This window comes from Paenarthrobacter sp. NPDC091669 (assembly GCF_044756725.1).
GTDB lineage: Bacteria > Actinomycetota > Actinomycetes > Actinomycetales > Micrococcaceae > Arthrobacter > Arthrobacter bambusae_C.
The window spans coordinates 117,559-133,505 of record NZ_JBIVTK010000001.1; the positions used below are offsets into that span (position 1 = coordinate 117,559).

Genomic DNA, 15,947 nt, shown 5'->3' on the forward strand with positions numbered 1-15,947 from the left:
TACACCTCCGCCAAATGGAGGTCTCATGGAATTTATGAGGAACTACCTCACCGAGTACAGGCATGAACTGCAGCGCACCTTCACGGGAACGTCGGGCACGCCTCCGGAGTGGGTGCCACGGCTGGCAGACGGGAACGACGCCGGATATCACCTTCCGGGGTCGGCCGTCTGGGCGGTGCACGGGCACGTTGCGACCATCGTGGCGGGCATCCGCGTCCTGCTGATGCAGGCCCTCCATCCCGGCGCCCTTGCCGGTGTGTACGAGCACTCCGGTTTCCAAAAAGACCCTTTGGGCCGGCTCGCCAACACCGTGCGGTGGATCTTCACGGTGACGTACGGCTCCACGGAGGCCGCCGAGGCCGCGACCGCACGGGTCCGGAAGATCCACGAGCGTGTCCGGGGAACCTACCTTGACGGACTGGGTGTGGAGCGCGAATACGCCGCCAATGATCCCGAACTCCTCCGCTGGGTCCACGTCACCTACGCGGACTCCTTCCTCACTGCCAACCGGATCTGGGGCAGGCCGATCCCCGGGGGTGCGGACGCCTACGTCCGGGAATGGGCCGCGGCGGGACGGCTGATGGGAGTTGTTGACCCGCCACTCACCGAGGCCCAGGTTCGAGACGAGCTGGAGCACTGGTACGCCTCGGGGATACTCCGGGCCGACGAACGCCTGGCCGAGACGGTGTCCTTCATCCGGAATCCGCCTCTGAGCCCCTTGCTGGCGCCCGGCTACCGCATCCTGTTCGCGGCCGCCGTCGCAAGCCTTGAGCCCAAGTATCGGGACTTACTAGGCCTTCGCGCCCCGCGGGTTGGGCCAGTTCCTTTACCGGTGGTCACCGCTGCCAGGGCCGTGCTGGGAATGGTCCGGTTTGCCCTGGGCTCCCACGGACCGAGCGAGCTAGCCGCCCGCCGAAGGTTGCAAAGGCTGGGGTACGCCGAGGCTTGAGGTGCCTTTCGCTCTCCCCCACGTCCGCCGAGGGGCTGGCTTTCAACCTTTTCACGTGCACTTACTGCCGAGAACTCACCCCTCGGCGCGGACCCCTTAAAGGCGAAAGCCAACCCCTCGGCGTCAACCCACGTGGTGTGGACGTCGCCGAGGGGCTGGCTTTCAACCTTTTGAAGCGTGCTTACTGCCGAGAACTCACCCCTCGGCGGGACTCACTAGATCAGGTGATCCGACAGGTGGTTCGGGGTGCCGAAGCGGTGGGCGGTGATGGACACAGCCTGCTCGCGGAGGAACGGCAGCATCTCGATCCGGCCAGCCTGGGTCACAGCACCGTGGTAGACCGCGACGTCCGGACGGCCACCCATGGCTGCACTCAGCGCAGTGAAGTCGCCACCGATCAGGCGGATCCGGCCGGCGTCGAACTTTGCCGCACGGGCCAGCCACGCGGCGTCGTCCTCGATCCGGACACTGACGCCCAGGTTCGCGAAGACCGTCACTACGGCGTCGGGAAGTACGACGGCGGAGCTCACCGTCAGCTTCGAACCCGCCACTGCGCCGGCTGCTACTACGCGGAGCAGGTCAGCGAGCCGCTCGCCTTCGGAGAGGCGGATGGTGACCGGGAGGGAGCGGTAGCGGAAGACGTTGCGCTCGGCGGACAGGGCGGAGACGTCCTTTCGGGTACCGAACTCGGATTCCCACGCTGCGGCGTCACTGAACAGTGACTGCTGCAGGGTCTGCAGCTCATCTCCGGAAACGTCCGCGGACTTGGCAGCAGCGAGAAGCTGCGCGGCCGCACCCTGGAGTACGGTGCCACGCTTGGCCTTGGCTTCGGCGGGGAGCCAGCTGCCCAGGCCGATCAGGTAGTTCGGTCCACCGGCCTTGGTTCCGGCCCCGACTGCCGACTTCTTCCATCCACCGAACGGCTGGCGCTGCACGATCGCACCGGTGATGCCGCGGTTGACGTAGAGGTTTCCGGCCTGGATGGTGTCCAGCCAGACGCCCATTTCAGCGGAATCCAGGGAGTGCAGGCCGGCGGTGAGGCCGTACTCGATCTCATTCTGGATGGCGATGGCTTCCTCGAGGGTCTCGGCGGTCATGACGCCCAGGACCGGGCCGAAGAACTCGGTGAGGTGGAAGTAGGAGCCCCGCTTGACGCCCGAGCGGATGCCCGGGGACCACAAACGGCCGGTTTCGTCGAGGCGCTCGGGCTTGACGGCCCAGGTTTCGCCGTCACCCAGGGTGGTGAGGGCGTTGAGGAGCTTGCCGTTGGCCGCCTCGATGATCGGCCCCATCTGCGTGGTGGCGTCCTCGGGGTAACCGACCGTCAGGGAGCGGGCGGCGTCGATCAGCTGGTTGTGGAAGCGGGCGCTCTTGGCCACCGAACCCACCAGGATCACCAGCGAGGCAGCCGAGCACTTCTGGCCTGCGTGGCCGAAGGCCGAGTACACGACGTCCTTGGCAGCCAGGTCCAGGTCAGCGCTCGGGGTGACGATGATGGCGTTCTTGCCGGACGTCTCCGCGAGCAGCGGCAGGTCCTGGCGGAAGGAACGGAACAGTTCAGCGGTTTCGTATCCGCCGGTGAGGATGACCCTGTCAACGCTGGGGTGTGAGACCAGCTGGGTGCCGAGCTCGCGCTCTTCAAGCTGCACCAGTGCCAGCACTTCGCGTGGCACGCCGGCTTCCCAGAGCGCATCCACCATGACGGAACCGGAGCGGCGGGCCTGCTTTGCAGGCTTGATCACGACGGCGGAGCCTGAGGCGAGCGCTGCAAGCGTCGAGCCTGCGGGGATCGCCACCGGGAAGTTCCACGGCGGTGTCACCACGGTGAGGTTGGCTGGGACGAACGTGGCGCCGTCGACCGTTTCCAGGTCTTTGGCGCGCTCGGCGTAGTAGTGCGCGAAGTCGATTGCTTCGCTGACCTCGGGGTCGCCTTGGTCGATGGTCTTGCCTGTCTCGGACGCCATGACCTCCAGGAGTTCGGCGCGGCGTGCTTCAAGGACCTCGCCGGCACGGTGGAGGATCGCTGCGCGCTCGGCGGCCGGACGGGCTCCCCAGGCCTTGCCGTGGTCCACGGCGGTAGCGATGATGCGATCCAGCTCGGCGGCGTCGGAGACCTTGGTGGAATCGACGATCTTGTTGCCGGCGGTGGAGCCGGGGATGCGCTTGAGGATGTCGCGGCCCCAGGCGCGGTTGGCCGGGAGGGCCGGGTCGGTGTCCGGGGTGTTGCTGAAGCCCTCGAGCGGTGCGGGCTCTGCGGGGAGACGGCGGTCCTGCTGGCGGTTGGGACCGGGAACTTCTGCCGTCATGCCTGCCAGGGAGTCCAGGAAGCGTTGCTGCTCGCGCTTGAACAGGGCTTCATTTTCGCTCAGTTCGAAGACGGCGCTCATGAAGTTTTCCTGGCTGGCGCCCTCTTCGAGGCGGCGGATCAGGTACGCGATGGCGACGTCGAATTCGCCGGGGTGGACCACCGGTGTGTAAAGCAGGAGGCTGCCGACGTCTTTGCGGACTGCGGTGGCCTGGCCGGTTGCCATGCCCAGGAGCATCTCGAATTCGATGCCCTTCGTTACGCCGCGTTCCTTGGCAAGCAACCACGCGAAGGCGACGTCGAACAGGTTGTGTCCGGCGACGCCGATGCGGACCGCGTCAATGCGCTCCGGAGTGAGGGCGTAGTTGATGACGTTTTTGTAGCTGGTGTCCGAGTCCTGCTTGGTACCCCAGGTGGCCAGCGGCCAGTCATGAAGCGAAGCTTCAACCTGCTCCATGGGAAGGTTGGCGCCCTTGACCACGCGGACCTTGATGGGAGCACCACCCTGGGCGCGGCGTGCAGTGGCCCATTCCTGCAGTTCCTGCATGGCCCCGAGAGCGTCGGGAAGGTAGGCCTGGAGGACGATGCCGGCCTCGAGGTTCTTGAACTCCGGCATATCCAGGAGGCGCTTGAACACCGCGATGGTCATGCTGAGGTCCTTGTATTCTTCCATGTCCAGGTTGATGAACTTGGGCTTGGGGAAGGACGCGGCGAGGCGGTACAGCGGGGTGAGCTTCTCCACCACGTGGTCGACGGCTTCGTCGAAGGCCCACGGGGAGTGCGGTGCCACGGTGGAGGATTCCTTGATGGAAACGTAGTCCACGTCATCGCGGGCCAGGAGTTTCAGGGTGCCTTCCAGGCGACGCTGCGCTTCGTGCTCCCCCAGAACGGCTTCGCCGAGGAGGTTCACGTTCAAGTGCACACCGTCCTGGCGGATCTTGGCGATGGCCGGGCCGAGCTTCGCGTCGGTGGCGTCCACAATCAGGTGGCCCACCATTTCGCGGAGCACGCGGCGGGCGATCGGGATAACTACCTGCGGGACGATCGGCGCCATGACGCCACCCACGCGGACAGCGCTGCGCATGTACCACGGGAGGAACTTGGGCACCTTGGGTGCCAGCTCTGCGAGTTTACGGCCGGCGACCGACAGGTCCTCGGGGCGGATGACGCCGTCGACGAATCCAACCGTGAAGTCCAGGCCGTTGGGGTCCTTCAAGACGCCGGCAAGGCGCTGCGCGGAGACGTCCACGGGGATTTTGCCGGCTTCTGTGAGCCAGTGGCGGACCAGGGCGATGGCTTCCTGCGCCAAGGCGTCGAAGTGTCCGGAATCCTGGCTGCTCGGGGCGGTGGCATCCGGGATGGTGCTGGTCATGGGGGCTCCTTCTGGGACGGAGAAGTTTGTTTGTTTCCATCAGTATGGATCTACAATCACGTTAGGAAAAGCGATCTTTTCTGACGAATATTGATTACCCATCCCGATCTTTTGGAGGCCCCCGTGCTGGACGTCCGCAGGCTGCGTTTGCTGCACGAGTTGAAGATCCGCGGAACCCTCGCGGAGGTGGCCGATGCCATGCAGTACAGCCCATCTTCGGTCTCCCAACAGTTGACCCTCCTGGAGAAGGAAGCCGGCGTGGAATTGCTGCGCAAAGCGGGGCGACGCGTGCAACTGACCCCGCAAGCGGAGATCCTGGTCGCACACACCGCGGCGCTGCTGGAAACGCTGGAACGTGCGGAAACCGAGCTCGCAGCCTCGCTTTCCATGGTCACAGGAACGGTTCGCTTGGCAGTCTTCCAGTCCGCGGCGTTGGCCCTGCTGCCGGATTTCCTCACCATCATGCGGCAGGAGTATCCCGAGGTGCGCGTGGAGATGACCCAACGCGAGCCCGAAACCGCCCTGTACGAAACGTGGGCGCGGGACTTCGACCTCGTGGTGGCCGAGCAATACCCCGGCCACGCTGCCCCGCACCACAGCGGGCTGGACCGCGTCACCCTCACCAGCGATGCCATCCGCCTGGCCACTCCCCCGGTGGGACTCGGCGGCGAAACGGTGTCGACCCTTGCGGACACGGCCTCGATGCCATGGGTCATGGAACCCCGAGGCGCAGCGTCACGGCACTGGGCTGAGCAGGCCTGCCGGTCTGCAGGCTTCGAACCCGACGTCAGGTACGAAACAGCCGACCTCCAAGCACAGATCCGGCTCATTGAGTCCGGCAACGCCGTGGCACTCATGCCGGACCTTGTCTGGACCGGGCGCTCGCGTACCGTTCAACTGCTGGATCTTCCAGCCCTGCCAAAGCGGACCGTGTTCACCTCCACCAGGACAGCCGGCCGCATCCACCCCGCAACCGCAGCCTGCCGCGAAGTGTTGGAAAGAGTGGCGGCGGCGCAGCAGCAGGACGCCGAACAGCAAGCTGACGCGGACTAGCGTCCGGCCGTGCAAGAACCCGATGGGAACGCAAAAGGCCCCAGTCCAAGGACTGGGGCCAACCGCGGAGAATGGGGGATTTGAACCCCCGAGGGCGTTAACCCAACACGCGTTCCAGGCGTGCGCCATAGGCCGCTAGGCGAATTCTCCTTGCTTCCGATTCGAAAGCAGATACTACTGTACCTGAGAATTTCGGCAACGTGTAATCGGGCCGAATGACTACCCGTGGAAGGCGCTGGAAACTGCCCCGTTAACGGAAAAATGGACGCCCCCAACGCGCCCATTCTTGCGGTACATCGTTGAGCTGCCGGGTCCGGCCCCTCGCTCCCAGGCCCTGCAGCTCACAATCTTGAGATTGCCCCAATCGGTGTACATACCCATGGTCCGCTGTGGTACCGGCTTTTGCAATGGTTGAGACCTGTTTGTAGCCGAAGTTTATTGACAGGATGTTCCCATGAAGCAGCTCCACGCCTTGGTGGTTTACGTTCCAGAGACGCATATCGAGGAAGTCCTTTTGGCCATTGGCGACGCCGGCGCCGGGCGGATCGGCAACTACTCCCACTGCGCCTTTACGTCGCCGGGCACTGGCCGCTTCACTCCCCTGCCAGGAGCGCAACCCTCCGTTGGCGTGGTGGGGATTGAGGAGCAGGTGCCGGAAATCCGGGTCGAGTGCGTGGTGGAGGAGGACATGCTCGACGGCGTCGTGCGGGCTCTGCGGGCCGCCCACCCTTATGAGGAGCCAGCTTTCATGACGTGGCCGGTGAATGGCTGGCGATAAATCGCGGAAACCGAAAGTGACTGGCGTTGTCCGCGGCACTTTGCGGGCGTAAAGTCACCACATCGCATAAAGGACCAGCCACGGAGGCACCCATGAAGCTGCGTAAATACTGGCTGGGGATTGCAGGGGCGCTGCTCTCCCTCGGGCTGATCACACCCCAGGCCGCTGTAGCGGCCGATTACGACATCGACTCTGCCAGCAGCCTGCAGGTCGTAGTGAATAAGCACCGCATGCTGGCTCCATCCACCTACGTCCCGCCCACGTTGACCCGGGTGTCCACGGAACGGCTGCGGTCAGAAGCGGCGACGGCGTTCAACGCCTTCGTGAAGGCCGCCAAAGCTGGGGGCGTCAATGTGCGCGCTGTCAGCGGATACCGGTCTTATGCGCAGCAGCAGAGCCTCTACCACGACTACGTTTTACGGTACGGCCAAGAGACTGCTGACACTCTTGCTGCCCGCCCAGGACACAGCGAGCACCAGACGGGGTTGGCCATGGATATCGGGAACTCCAACGGCGCCTGCGCCCTGCAAGCGTGCTTTGCCGATACTCCGGTGGGACGCTTCGCGGCATCAGAGGGTTGGAAATATGGGTTCATCATCCGTTATCCGGCAGGGGCCCAGGCCATCACGGGCTACACCTACGAACCATGGCACCTTCGGTACGTGGGCAAAGAACTCGCCGGGTCCCTTGAGGCTTGGAAGGCCTCCAATCCTGCGGACCTGGGCGCCCTGGAACGCTACCTCGGCCTTGAGGACGCGCCGGACTACGTTCCTTAGCCGAAGCCGGGCGCGCGAACCCAGCCACCCGCCGTCGAGCCTTATCCACAGCCCTTCGAGCCGATTCGAACCCCAACCCAAGTTCGGGTAAGCTTGTCGACGGCCCCTCATGTGGCGTCATCCTGTTGAACTCCCCCAGGACCGGAAGGTAGCAAGGGTAGATGGGCTCTGGCGGGTGCATGAGGGGTCACTTATTTAAATGTCAGTCTCTATAGGTAGGTTTCACTTGTGACTGTTACAACTGCCCTGTATCGAAGGTATCGCCCGGACTCTTTCGCGGACGTTATCGGGCAGGAACACGTCACAGAGCCGCTGATGACGGCGCTCCGCAAGAACCGCGTGAACCACGCCTACCTCTTCTCAGGCCCCCGCGGCTGCGGCAAGACCACGTCGGCCCGCATCCTGGCCCGCTGCCTGAACTGCGCCGAGGGCCCCACTGACACCCCCTGCGGCAAATGCCCCAGTTGCATCGAGCTTGCCCGTGGCGGCTCCGGCTCGCTGGACGTCATCGAGATCGACGCCGCCAGCCACGGTGGCGTTGACGACGCCCGGGACCTCCGCGAACGCGCGACCTTCGCCCCGGTCCGCGACCGCTACAAGATCTTCATCATTGACGAGGCCCACATGGTCACGTCGGCAGGCTTCAACGCGCTCCTGAAGATCGTCGAAGAGCCGCCGGAACACATCAAGTTCATCTTCGCCACCACGGAGCCGGACAAGGTCATCGGGACCATCCGCTCCCGCACCCACCACTACCCCTTCCGGCTGGTGCCGCCAGAGCCGCTGATGCAGTACCTCGAGCTCCTCTGCCAGCAGGAGAACGTTCCGGTCGCTCCCGGCGTGCTCTCCCTCGTCATCCGCGCAGGCGGCGGCTCTGTTCGCGATACTTTGTCCGTCCTCGATCAGCTCATGGCAGGTGCCGGTCCCCATGGCCTGGACTATGAGCTTGCCGTTGCCCTGCTCGGCTACACCCACGCTTCCTTGCTGGACGACATCGTAGATGCCGTTGCCGCGGCCGACTCCGCCACGGTGTTCCGGGCCGTGGACCGCGTCATCCAGACAGGTCACGACCCCCGGCGCTTCGTAGAGGACCTCTTGGAACGCTTCCGCGACCTCATCATCGTTCAAGCGATGCCCGAGAGCGCGCAGGCCATTCTTCGTGGAATGCCGGCGGACCAGATCGCCCGGATGCGCAACCAGGCAACCAACCTTGGCGCTGCCGAACTGTCCCGGGCAGCGGACGTCACCAACACCGCCCTCACCGAGATGACGGGCGCCACGTCCCCGCGCCTTCACCTTGAACTGCTGTGCGCGCGCATCCTTCTGCCCAGCGCTGAGCAGACCGAGCGAGGCATTGCTGCCCGCATCGACCGCGTGGAACGTCGCCTGAATTACGCGGGCGACGGCGGCGCGCCTGCTGTTGCTGCTGGCCCGCCGGTTGCTGCGGCTGCTGTGCGGGAAGCCGCGCCGGCTGCCCAAGCCGCGCCGGTATCCCAGCCCGCACCCGCTATCCCCGCCGCGCCGGCTGTGTCCGAGCCGACTCCTGAGCCTGCGTCACGGGATTCCCTGACGGCGCCTCGGGTATCCACCAGTGATTGGCCAGTGGAGGACCGTCAAACCTCCGGTCGCCCTTCACAGTCCGCTCCTGCGCAGGAGGTCGCAACCCAAGCTGCTGCCCCGGCACCAGTACAGCACCCCGAACCCGCCCAGGCACCGACACCTCCTCCAGCCCGAGCAACGCCACAGCCACAGCAGGCGGCACCCACCCAGCCAGCCCCAGTGCGCCCTGAACCAGTGCAGCCGGCACAGTCCGCACCAGCGCAAGCCGCACCGCAGGCGCCAGCACCGACACCGCAGCCGAACACGGCCGGCGGAGCGGCTGCATCCGGTGGAGCGCCTGCTTCCAGTGGAGCGCCCGCATCCGGCGGAACCGGAGACGTTGAGGCGCTGCGCCGTGCATGGCCGGATGTCCTGCAGACGTTGACCAAGATCAAGCGCAGCACCTGGGCGCTCGTGGAACCGAATGCCCAGGTTGCCCAGTTCGACGGCCAGGTCCTGACTTTGGCATTCACAACCGGCGGCCTTGCAGGTGCGTTCGGACGTGCGGATCATTCCGAGAACCTTCGGCAGGCGATTCACAAGACCCTGGGCATCGACTGCCAGATCGTCGCGGTCGCTGGCGGCAACAGCTCAGCGAGCTCTGAGCCAAACCCAAAAGCACCTACTAGCCGGGAAACTCCGGCTGCTGCAGCACCAGCGGGCGCCCCGGCGTCGGCGGGTGCTGAATCCCTCGAGACAGCAGCGGCCAACGTCACGTCGTCGCCTGCCGAAACAGCATCGGCGCCGGCACCGGTGTCAGCTGTCGACTCCGCGTGGGGTCTGGCACCCGCCGCCGCACCGGCAGCAGCATCCGTGCCAGCAGAGGCAACCCCTGCCCCTGCAGAACCCGCCGCGGCGGTAGTTGCCCCCGCCCCAGTAGTACCCGCACCACCAGCACCCACGGCCCCGACGCCGGCTACCCACATGCCGGAACCGGCTACTTCAACGCAAGCACCCACCACACCGATCCCCGCCGCTCCTCAGACTCCGGAGCCTTCCGGCGACTACTCGTACCCTGACGATGACTGGGGTCCGCCGCTCGACGAGGACGCTCCGCCCCTGGACGAAGAGCCACCTGCGGATTGGGAGCCCCCCTCGGGTTACGGCCAACCAAGGACAGCACCGGCGGCCCCAGCAAGCAGCGCAACAGCGGCTGCGCCTTCGCCCTCTGCCGGCTCCGCCCCGGCGTCGGCGTCCAACGACCCCTGGTCCAGGGCAGTCGAGCAAGCGCCGGGTACGTGGGTAGTGGGCACGGAATCCAACGTGGGCAAGAAGCCCGCCGAAGCGGCCGAAGAAACAGCGGCCGCAGCGGAGGCCCCCGACTACGAGCCGGCCGCAGCCCAGGTTCCTGAAGCAACCACCGGCGCCTACGGCCACCCGACCAACGCGGAGCAGAACCCAAGCTCCAGCTGGGACGTCGCACCGGCGTCGAGCTGGCCCGCAACGCAATCGATGCCCGAGCCCGTCAGCAGTGGCGCCCCGGCCGTCAGCAGCAGCGCCCCCGGGGGAAGCGGCGCCCCGCCCACCTGGCCCTCCTTGGCGACCCAACCCGAGGAAGCGCATGGTTCGGTTGCAACGCTGGAGGAGGCCGCGCCGTCGGGAAATCCGAATGGCCGCCAAAGCCTGTACCAACGCTTGACCAACAGCCCCGAAGCCCAAGCGGGTCGTGTCCAGGCGCCGGTGAGGACGCAGGCGAAGCCGGAGTCGGTCGCGGACGACATTCCCAGCCCGGAAGACGAAACCATCGAAGAGTCCCGCGTCTTTGGGCGGGCTGCGGTGGAGCGTATTCTGGGCGGAAAGCTGATTGAAGAGCGCGCCTTGGACGGTTCTCCCCTGCAACCCCGCTGACTCCAGCATTGATTTCAAACTAACGAGGACATTGTGTACGAAGGTGCAGTTCAAGAGCTGATTGATGAGCTCGGCCGGCTTCCCGGTGTGGGCCCCAAATCAGCGCAGCGCCTGGCGTTCCACATTCTTGAGGCCGACCCCGAGGATATGAAGCGCCTGGTCTCAGCCATCACCACGGTCAAGGAACGCGTGAAGTTCTGCTCCGTGTGCTTCAACGTGACCGAGCAGGAAAAGTGCAACATCTGCCGCGACCAGCGCCGCGACCCGTCGGTCATCTGTGTGGTTGAGGAGTCCAAAGACGTCCTGGCCGTGGAGCGCACCCGGTCCTTCCGCGGCCGGTATCACGTGCTCGGAGGGGCCATTAATCCCATCGCGGGCATCGGTCCGGAGCAGCTGCGGATCCGGGAACTCCTCACACGCCTCAATGATGGCGCCATCCAGGAAATCATCATCGCCACCGACCCAAACCTTGAGGGCGAGGCGACTGCAACGTACTTGGCCCGCATGCTCAAGTCGATCGGAATCACGGTCACACGATTGGCGTCGGGCCTGCCGGTGGGTGGAGACCTGGAGTATGCCGACGAAGTTACCCTCGGCAGGGCCTTCGAGGGCAGGCGCAACGCCTTGTTGTAGTCTCGCAATCACCAACAACAACCGTGATGGGGGTCCCGTGCGAGAACTCGTGTACTACGTTGCCGTCAGCCTGGATGGGTATATTGCCGGTCCCGGAGGCGAATTCGACGCGTTTCCCGTGGAAGGCGACCATATGGCCGCCCAAATTAAGAGATTCCCGGAAGCCATACCGACAGTGGCCGCGGACGCCATGGGCATAAACCAAATCAAAGCGACCTTCGACACCGTGGTGATGGGTTGGAACACCTACGCGGTGGGTCTGCCTGCCGGCATGACCAGCCCCTACCAGCATCTCCAGCAGGTTGTCTTTTCCCGGAACCGAACCGAGGAAGACATCCCGGGCGAGCAACCAAATCTGGAGCTCACCCATGAGGACCCGGTGGAGGTAGTGCGCCGCTTGAAATCCGAGCCGGGAAAGTCGATCTGGCTGTGTGGAGGTGGCCAACTGGCTACGCAGCTTTCCGGTGAGATTGACAGGCTGGTTCTTAAACGAAGCCCACTCCTGTTCGGCAATGGCATACCGCTCTTCGCGCCGGGCGCCTACCAGCCAAGCACCTTCGAAGAGGTCTCGACGACGGCGTTCGGCTCCGGCGTCGTGATTTCCGAGTACGTGCGCCGAGGGGCCTAGACAGGGTCCGCCGCCTGTCGCCGGGCCCTCAGCCACCGGCCAGGTACCAGCACCAGGGCGGCCACCAAGGACTGGAGCGCCAAGCCTGTCAGAGCAACGGGCATGGAAGGTGCCAGCCCGTCGCTCGATTCTCCCCCGAGACACGGCACTTCCCGTGAGGGCCCATCGGCGGCCCACTGCAGGCCTGCCAGCACCCACCCAAGTTCATCGTCCATAGGCACCACGTCGGCGCCCACGCTTCCCAGGAGCAGGGCCGGGTTGGCTGCCGCCAGCCAGGCGACCCGTTCTGTGTGGACCACTTCAACCGGGCGGAGATCACCCACGCATTCGTAGGCAAGGATCCTGCCGGAATCGTCTCGTTCCACGTTCACCGGTACTGAAGCCTGGTCCATCACGGTGGTCCCGGGAAGGAGCAGAAGGGTGGCCACCACGTTTCCCACGCACAGGAAAGCCACCACCACAGCGGTCAATGCCGCCGCCGGCGCCGCTGCCGCAAAGCATGCCCGCGCACCCGCACCGATCAGTCCGAAGAGGGCCACTTCCAGGACCATCACGACGACGGCGGCAACGGCCAGTGCCATCGGCCCACCGACGCTGGCGCCCACCAGGAACAAAACACCACCACCGAGCGCGCCCAAAGCCGTTCCTCGAATACCTCCAGCCAGCAACAGGACAAGAAAGCGGCCGTGGGAATGCCGGAAGCCCCACGCGGCTCCCAGCACGGCGGCAGCGAGCGCCAGAAATACTGCCGTGATCAGGTAGCTGGCACTTGCGATTCTGGTATCGAACCATCCGTTGGCTTCTGCAAAGGAAACCGCGGCCGCGGCTAAGCCCCAGGCGACGGAGATTCCCACTGCGCAGGCAAGCCAGAACCACCACGAGGTAAAGGATGTCCGGGCACTCCCCCAAGCCTCCGCTGCGGCGGCCCCAAAGTTTCCGGCGGTTCGGGGCGGGGATCCGGCTCCTGGCTGTGGGCGGGCCACACCGGAGGGCTGATCGTCGATCACGCCGCCGATCACTTCGTATTCGGGCTCGTGGCCCGCCGGACCCGATCCGCCCGTGTGGTCAGGTACGCCGGCCATCGCCTGCCGAAGTCCTCATGAAGTGGATGGTACGCCGGGCACGCCACCACCGATACGTCGAAAACTTCACGGGGAGATCCCAGCCGAGGGTGCCACCATGGGTGCATGGTCTCCCATCGCAGTGTTTCCGGCGTCTTCCGGCGTCCCCGTCCCATCAAGCCGGCCCCTGGCCAGGAATCGGTATGGGATTACCCGCGGCCGCCCAAGGTAGAGGCTCGATCCGAGCGGGTTGTAGTGCGGCTTGGAGGTCAGGTGATTGTGGACACCACGGACTCCGTCAGGGTCCTGGAGACCAGCCATCCTCCTGTCTACTACGTGCCGTTGGACGCCTTCCCGGAGGGTGCGCTGGTCCCTGTTGGGGGCACCACTTTCTGCGAGTTCAAGGGCGAGGCCTGCTATTTCACCATCATCGCCGGCGGGACAGTGGTTGAGCGGGCAGGGTGGACCTACCCAAGCCCCACACGGGGCTTCGAAGCGCTGGGCAGCAGGGTGGCGCTGTACCCGGAGCACATGGACTCATGCGAGGTGGACGGCGAGCGGGTGACGTTCCAGGAAGGCAACTTCTATGGAGGGTGGATCACACAGCAGATCGTTGGCCCGTTCAAGGGTGGTCCGGGCACTGCCGGGTGGTAGTCATCGCCGGTAGCCGCCATGTGGTCACAATTCCTGCAGGGACAGTGCGCGGCGATAAACTGGGCAAATAAGCTACGTTGGCGTGCTCAAATTTGGAATTTGGCATGCCGCGTTCGAACCCTATTGATGCAGTGAGGGTGCGCGCATGACTATGCCCACTACCGAAGTGAAGATCGAAGAGCTCTCCAACGAGGCTGCCATTACCAAGCAGCTGATCGTTCAGAAGTTCGGCGGTTCCTCGGTTGCCGATGCCGATGGCATCAAGCGGGTCGCACAGCGCGTCGTGGATGCGCAGAAGGCCGGCAACGAGGTTGTGGTTGTTGTCTCCGCAATGGGTGACACCACCGATGAACTCCTGGACCTCGCGGGGCAGGTCACTGATTCCGCTCCCGCCCGCGAAATGGACATGCTGTTGTCCGCAGGCGAACGAATTTCCATGGCCCTGCTTGCCATGGCCATCAATAAGTTCGGTGCCTCCGCACAGTCCTTCACGGGATCCCAGGCCGGCATGATTACCGACGGCATCCACGGCAAGGCGCGGATTATCGACGTCGACCCCCACCGCATCCGCACCGCGCTGGACAAGGGACACATCGCCATCGTGGCCGGTTTCCAGGGCATGAGCCGCAGCACCAACGAGATCACCACGCTTGGCCGCGGCGGCTCGGACACCACCGCTGTAGCCTTGGCCGCAGCGCTGGAAGCCGATGTCTGCGAGATCTACACGGACGTGGACGGCATCTATACCGCCGACCCCCGTGTGGTGGCGTCCGCCCAGAAGATCGACCGGATCTCCAGCGAGGAAATGCTGGAGTTGGCCGCTTCCGGCGCCAAGATCCTGCACTTGCGCTGCGTCGAATACGCCCGCCGTTTCGGGGTGCCGCTGCACGTCCGTTCTTCATTCAGCCAGCACGAAGGCACGTGGGTCATTCCCGGCGCCGACGAAAAGTTCAACATTCAAGAGGGAGTTGCCTTGGAGCAGCCAATCATCTCCGGCGTTGCACACGACCGGTCCGAAGCCAAGGTCACCGTAGTAGGCGTTCCGGATATCCCCGGCAAGGCTGCCGCGATTTTCCAGGTGATCGCCGATGCGCACTCGAACATCGACATGATTGTCCAGAACGTCTCCACGCACGGCACCGGCCGCACGGACATCTCGTTCACCCTGCCCATCGTCGAAGGCGCCGACGCCTTGGCCGCCCTGCGGGCTGCCGAAGGCCAGATCGGCTTCGAGAGCATTGAATACAACGAGCACGTCGGCAAGCTCTCCCTGATCGGTGCGGGCATGCGTTCACACCCGGGCGTTTCTGCCACGTTCTTCAAGGCCCTCTCCGACGCCGGGATCAACATTGACATGATCTCCACCTCGGAAATCCGCATCTCCGTGGTCACCAGCGCGGACGCCTTGGATGACGCCGTCCGCGCCATCCACAATGCGTTTGAGCTCGACGGCGACGCCGAGGCTACCGTCTACGGCGGCACCGGCCGCTAGCCTCACCCGGGCAACGCCCCATGTAAGTAGCAGATAAGGCCGTTCTGAGCTCTCAGAACGGCCTTATCTGCTACTCAGTTGGGTGGGACGGTGCCAGCAGAACGTCAATGAGCTGCCGGAGTCCGTCAGCCATGTCCACGTCCTTGTCATACAGCCACTGCAGCTGGAGCCCGTCGAAGGCGGCCACGGTCAGCCGTGCCAGCATGACGGCGTCGACGTCGGTGCGTACCTCGCCGGATGTCTGGCGCCGCTCGATGTCGACGGCGATGTCCCGCACCACCGTTTGGTACCGCTCTTTGAAGTAGCCATGTGAGGCATGCCCGGGATCGTTGGCAGTAGCTGAGGCGACCGCGTAGAGCGTGGTCAGTCCGGGCTCGCGCACGTTCCGTTCGGCGATGGGCGGCATCAGGTTGAGGCCCACTTCCACCTCGCCGCCAACGGCAAGCGAGCGGCGATCCCGTTCGGCAAGGACGGCAGTCAGCAGTTCCTGCTTGCCCTTGAAGTAGTGGAACAGCGTGGCTTCCTTGACGCCCACCAACTCGGCAACGCGCTTGAGTGCAGTGCCCTCGAATCCTTCGGTAGCGAAGACATCGGTTGCCGTCTGGATGATCTGTTCGCGGCGTTCGGCCCCCTTGGCGTACTGGCCCCGGGCCCTCGTCGTAGACATCCGTTCAGTCTATTTCACGGTTCAAATATCCAGGGTCACTCGACTTTTTTGACCAAAAACCTAGTCACACTTGGTTTTTGGAGTTAGAGTCATTCCAGCGGCCCAACGGTGGGCCACCCGTTCATCAGGAGG

12 protein-coding genes, 1 tRNA gene and 1 other RNA gene are annotated in these 15,947 nt (G+C 64.8%); 10 read left to right on the forward strand and 4 right to left on the reverse strand.

Features of this window, described 5'->3' with window-relative positions:
* The first annotated feature begins 25 nt into the window (after window positions 1-25).
* The gene (locus tag ACIQLI_RS00530; protein ID WP_400383907.1) at window positions 26-949 is read left to right on the forward strand and encodes an oxygenase MpaB family protein; all 924 of its coding nucleotides are present in this window, start codon (window positions 26-28) and stop codon (window positions 947-949) included.
* A 215-nt stretch (window positions 950-1,164) separates the two neighbouring features.
* On the opposite strand, the gene ACIQLI_RS00535 is transcribed toward ACIQLI_RS00530, so the two are convergent.
* A complete protein-coding gene (locus ACIQLI_RS00535) occupies window positions 1,165-4,626 on the reverse strand; it encodes a bifunctional proline dehydrogenase/L-glutamate gamma-semialdehyde dehydrogenase (protein WP_400383909.1) in 3,462 nt (1,153 codons plus the stop codon).
* A 123-nt stretch (window positions 4,627-4,749) separates the two neighbouring features.
* Here ACIQLI_RS00535 and ACIQLI_RS00540 point away from each other — a divergent pair, with 123 nt between their 5' ends.
* Window positions 4,750-5,679 (forward strand): LysR family transcriptional regulator, encoded by a 930-nt coding sequence (locus ACIQLI_RS00540; protein ID WP_089593622.1) that lies wholly within the window; start codon window positions 4,750-4,752, stop codon window positions 5,677-5,679.
* A gap of 65 nt (window positions 5,680-5,744) precedes the next feature.
* Here ACIQLI_RS00540 and ACIQLI_RS00545 read toward each other — a convergent pair.
* A tRNA-Ser gene (locus tag ACIQLI_RS00545) sits at window positions 5,745-5,829 on the reverse strand.
* 304 nt (window positions 5,830-6,133) lie between these two features.
* On the opposite strand from ACIQLI_RS00545, the gene ACIQLI_RS00550 reads away from it, so the two are divergent.
* The 6 genes from ACIQLI_RS00550 to ACIQLI_RS00575 all read left to right on the forward strand — a co-directional run bounded on the left by ACIQLI_RS00550 (window position 6,134) and on the right by ACIQLI_RS00575 (window position 11,941).
* Window positions 6,134-6,457 carry a hypothetical protein gene (locus tag ACIQLI_RS00550; RefSeq protein ID WP_400383912.1) on the forward strand — a complete coding sequence of 108 codons (324 nt, stop codon included), beginning with the start codon at window positions 6,134-6,136 and terminating at the stop codon, window positions 6,455-6,457.
* Between the two features lie 230 nt (window positions 6,458-6,687).
* Complete coding sequence (locus ACIQLI_RS00555) at window positions 6,688-7,233, forward strand: M15 family metallopeptidase (protein ID WP_400384768.1); 546 nt, start codon at window positions 6,688-6,690, stop codon at window positions 7,231-7,233.
* Window positions 7,234-7,331: 98 nt separating this feature from the next.
* An RNA gene (gene ffs, locus ACIQLI_RS00560) (signal recognition particle sRNA small type) lies at window positions 7,332-7,428 on the forward strand.
* Between the two features lie 33 nt (window positions 7,429-7,461).
* Window positions 7,462-10,680 (forward strand): DNA polymerase III subunit gamma and tau, encoded by a 3,219-nt coding sequence (locus tag ACIQLI_RS00565; protein WP_400383915.1) that lies wholly within the window; start codon window positions 7,462-7,464, stop codon window positions 10,678-10,680.
* A gap of 33 nt (window positions 10,681-10,713) precedes the next feature.
* The gene (gene recR, locus ACIQLI_RS00570; RefSeq protein ID WP_354229015.1) at window positions 10,714-11,313 is read left to right on the forward strand and encodes a recombination mediator RecR; all 600 of its coding nucleotides are present in this window, start codon (window positions 10,714-10,716) and stop codon (window positions 11,311-11,313) included.
* Window positions 11,314-11,350: 37 nt separating this feature from the next.
* Window positions 11,351-11,941 carry a dihydrofolate reductase family protein gene (locus ACIQLI_RS00575; RefSeq protein ID WP_400383917.1) on the forward strand — a complete coding sequence of 197 codons (591 nt, stop codon included), beginning with the start codon at window positions 11,351-11,353 and terminating at the stop codon, window positions 11,939-11,941.
* Here the strand turns inward: ACIQLI_RS00575 and ACIQLI_RS00580 are convergent.
* Window positions 11,938-13,023 carry a hypothetical protein gene (locus ACIQLI_RS00580; protein ID WP_400383919.1) on the reverse strand — a complete coding sequence of 362 codons (1,086 nt, stop codon included), beginning with the start codon at window positions 13,021-13,023 and terminating at the stop codon, window positions 11,938-11,940. The genes ACIQLI_RS00575 and ACIQLI_RS00580 overlap by 4 nt on opposite strands.
* A 105-nt stretch (window positions 13,024-13,128) precedes the next feature.
* On the opposite strand from ACIQLI_RS00580, the gene ACIQLI_RS00585 reads away from it, so the two are divergent.
* Together ACIQLI_RS00585 and ACIQLI_RS00590 are read left to right on the forward strand one after the other, a co-directional pair.
* Window positions 13,129-13,656, forward strand: coding sequence for a DUF427 domain-containing protein (locus tag ACIQLI_RS00585; protein WP_400383921.1), 528 nt, complete (start codon window positions 13,129-13,131; stop codon window positions 13,654-13,656).
* A gap of 145 nt (window positions 13,657-13,801) precedes the next feature.
* Window positions 13,802-15,148, forward strand: a complete 1,347-nt coding sequence (locus tag ACIQLI_RS00590) for an aspartate kinase (RefSeq protein ID WP_400383923.1) — start codon at window positions 13,802-13,804, stop codon at window positions 15,146-15,148.
* Between the two features lie 70 nt (window positions 15,149-15,218).
* Here ACIQLI_RS00590 and ACIQLI_RS00595 read toward each other — a convergent pair whose 3' ends face one another.
* Window positions 15,219-15,815, reverse strand: coding sequence for a TetR/AcrR family transcriptional regulator (locus tag ACIQLI_RS00595; protein ID WP_400383925.1), 597 nt, complete (start codon window positions 15,813-15,815; stop codon window positions 15,219-15,221).
* Window positions 15,816-15,947 lie beyond the last annotated feature (132 nt).

Bases quoted from the DNA above. Each gene is read 5' to 3' on its own strand.
- ACIQLI_RS00530 (WP_400383907.1), top strand. From the start codon at position 26: ATGGAATTTATGAGGAACTACCTCACCGAGTACAGGCATGAACTGCAG.
- ACIQLI_RS00535 (WP_400383909.1), bottom strand. From the start codon at position 4,626: ATGACCAGCACCATCCCGGATGCCACCGCCCCGAGCAGCCAGGATTCC.
- ACIQLI_RS00550 (WP_400383912.1), top strand. From the start codon at position 6,134: ATGAAGCAGCTCCACGCCTTGGTGGTTTACGTTCCAGAGACGCATATC.
- ACIQLI_RS00555 (WP_400384768.1), top strand. From the start codon at position 6,688: ATGCTGGCTCCATCCACCTACGTCCCGCCCACGTTGACCCGGGTGTCC.
- ACIQLI_RS00580 (WP_400383919.1), bottom strand. From the start codon at position 13,023: ATGGCCGGCGTACCTGACCACACGGGCGGATCGGGTCCGGCGGGCCAC.
- ACIQLI_RS00585 (WP_400383921.1), top strand. From the start codon at position 13,129: ATGGTCTCCCATCGCAGTGTTTCCGGCGTCTTCCGGCGTCCCCGTCCC.
- ACIQLI_RS00590 (WP_400383923.1), top strand. From the start codon at position 13,802: ATGACTATGCCCACTACCGAAGTGAAGATCGAAGAGCTCTCCAACGAG.
- ACIQLI_RS00595 (WP_400383925.1), bottom strand. From the start codon at position 15,815: ATGTCTACGACGAGGGCCCGGGGCCAGTACGCCAAGGGGGCCGAACGC.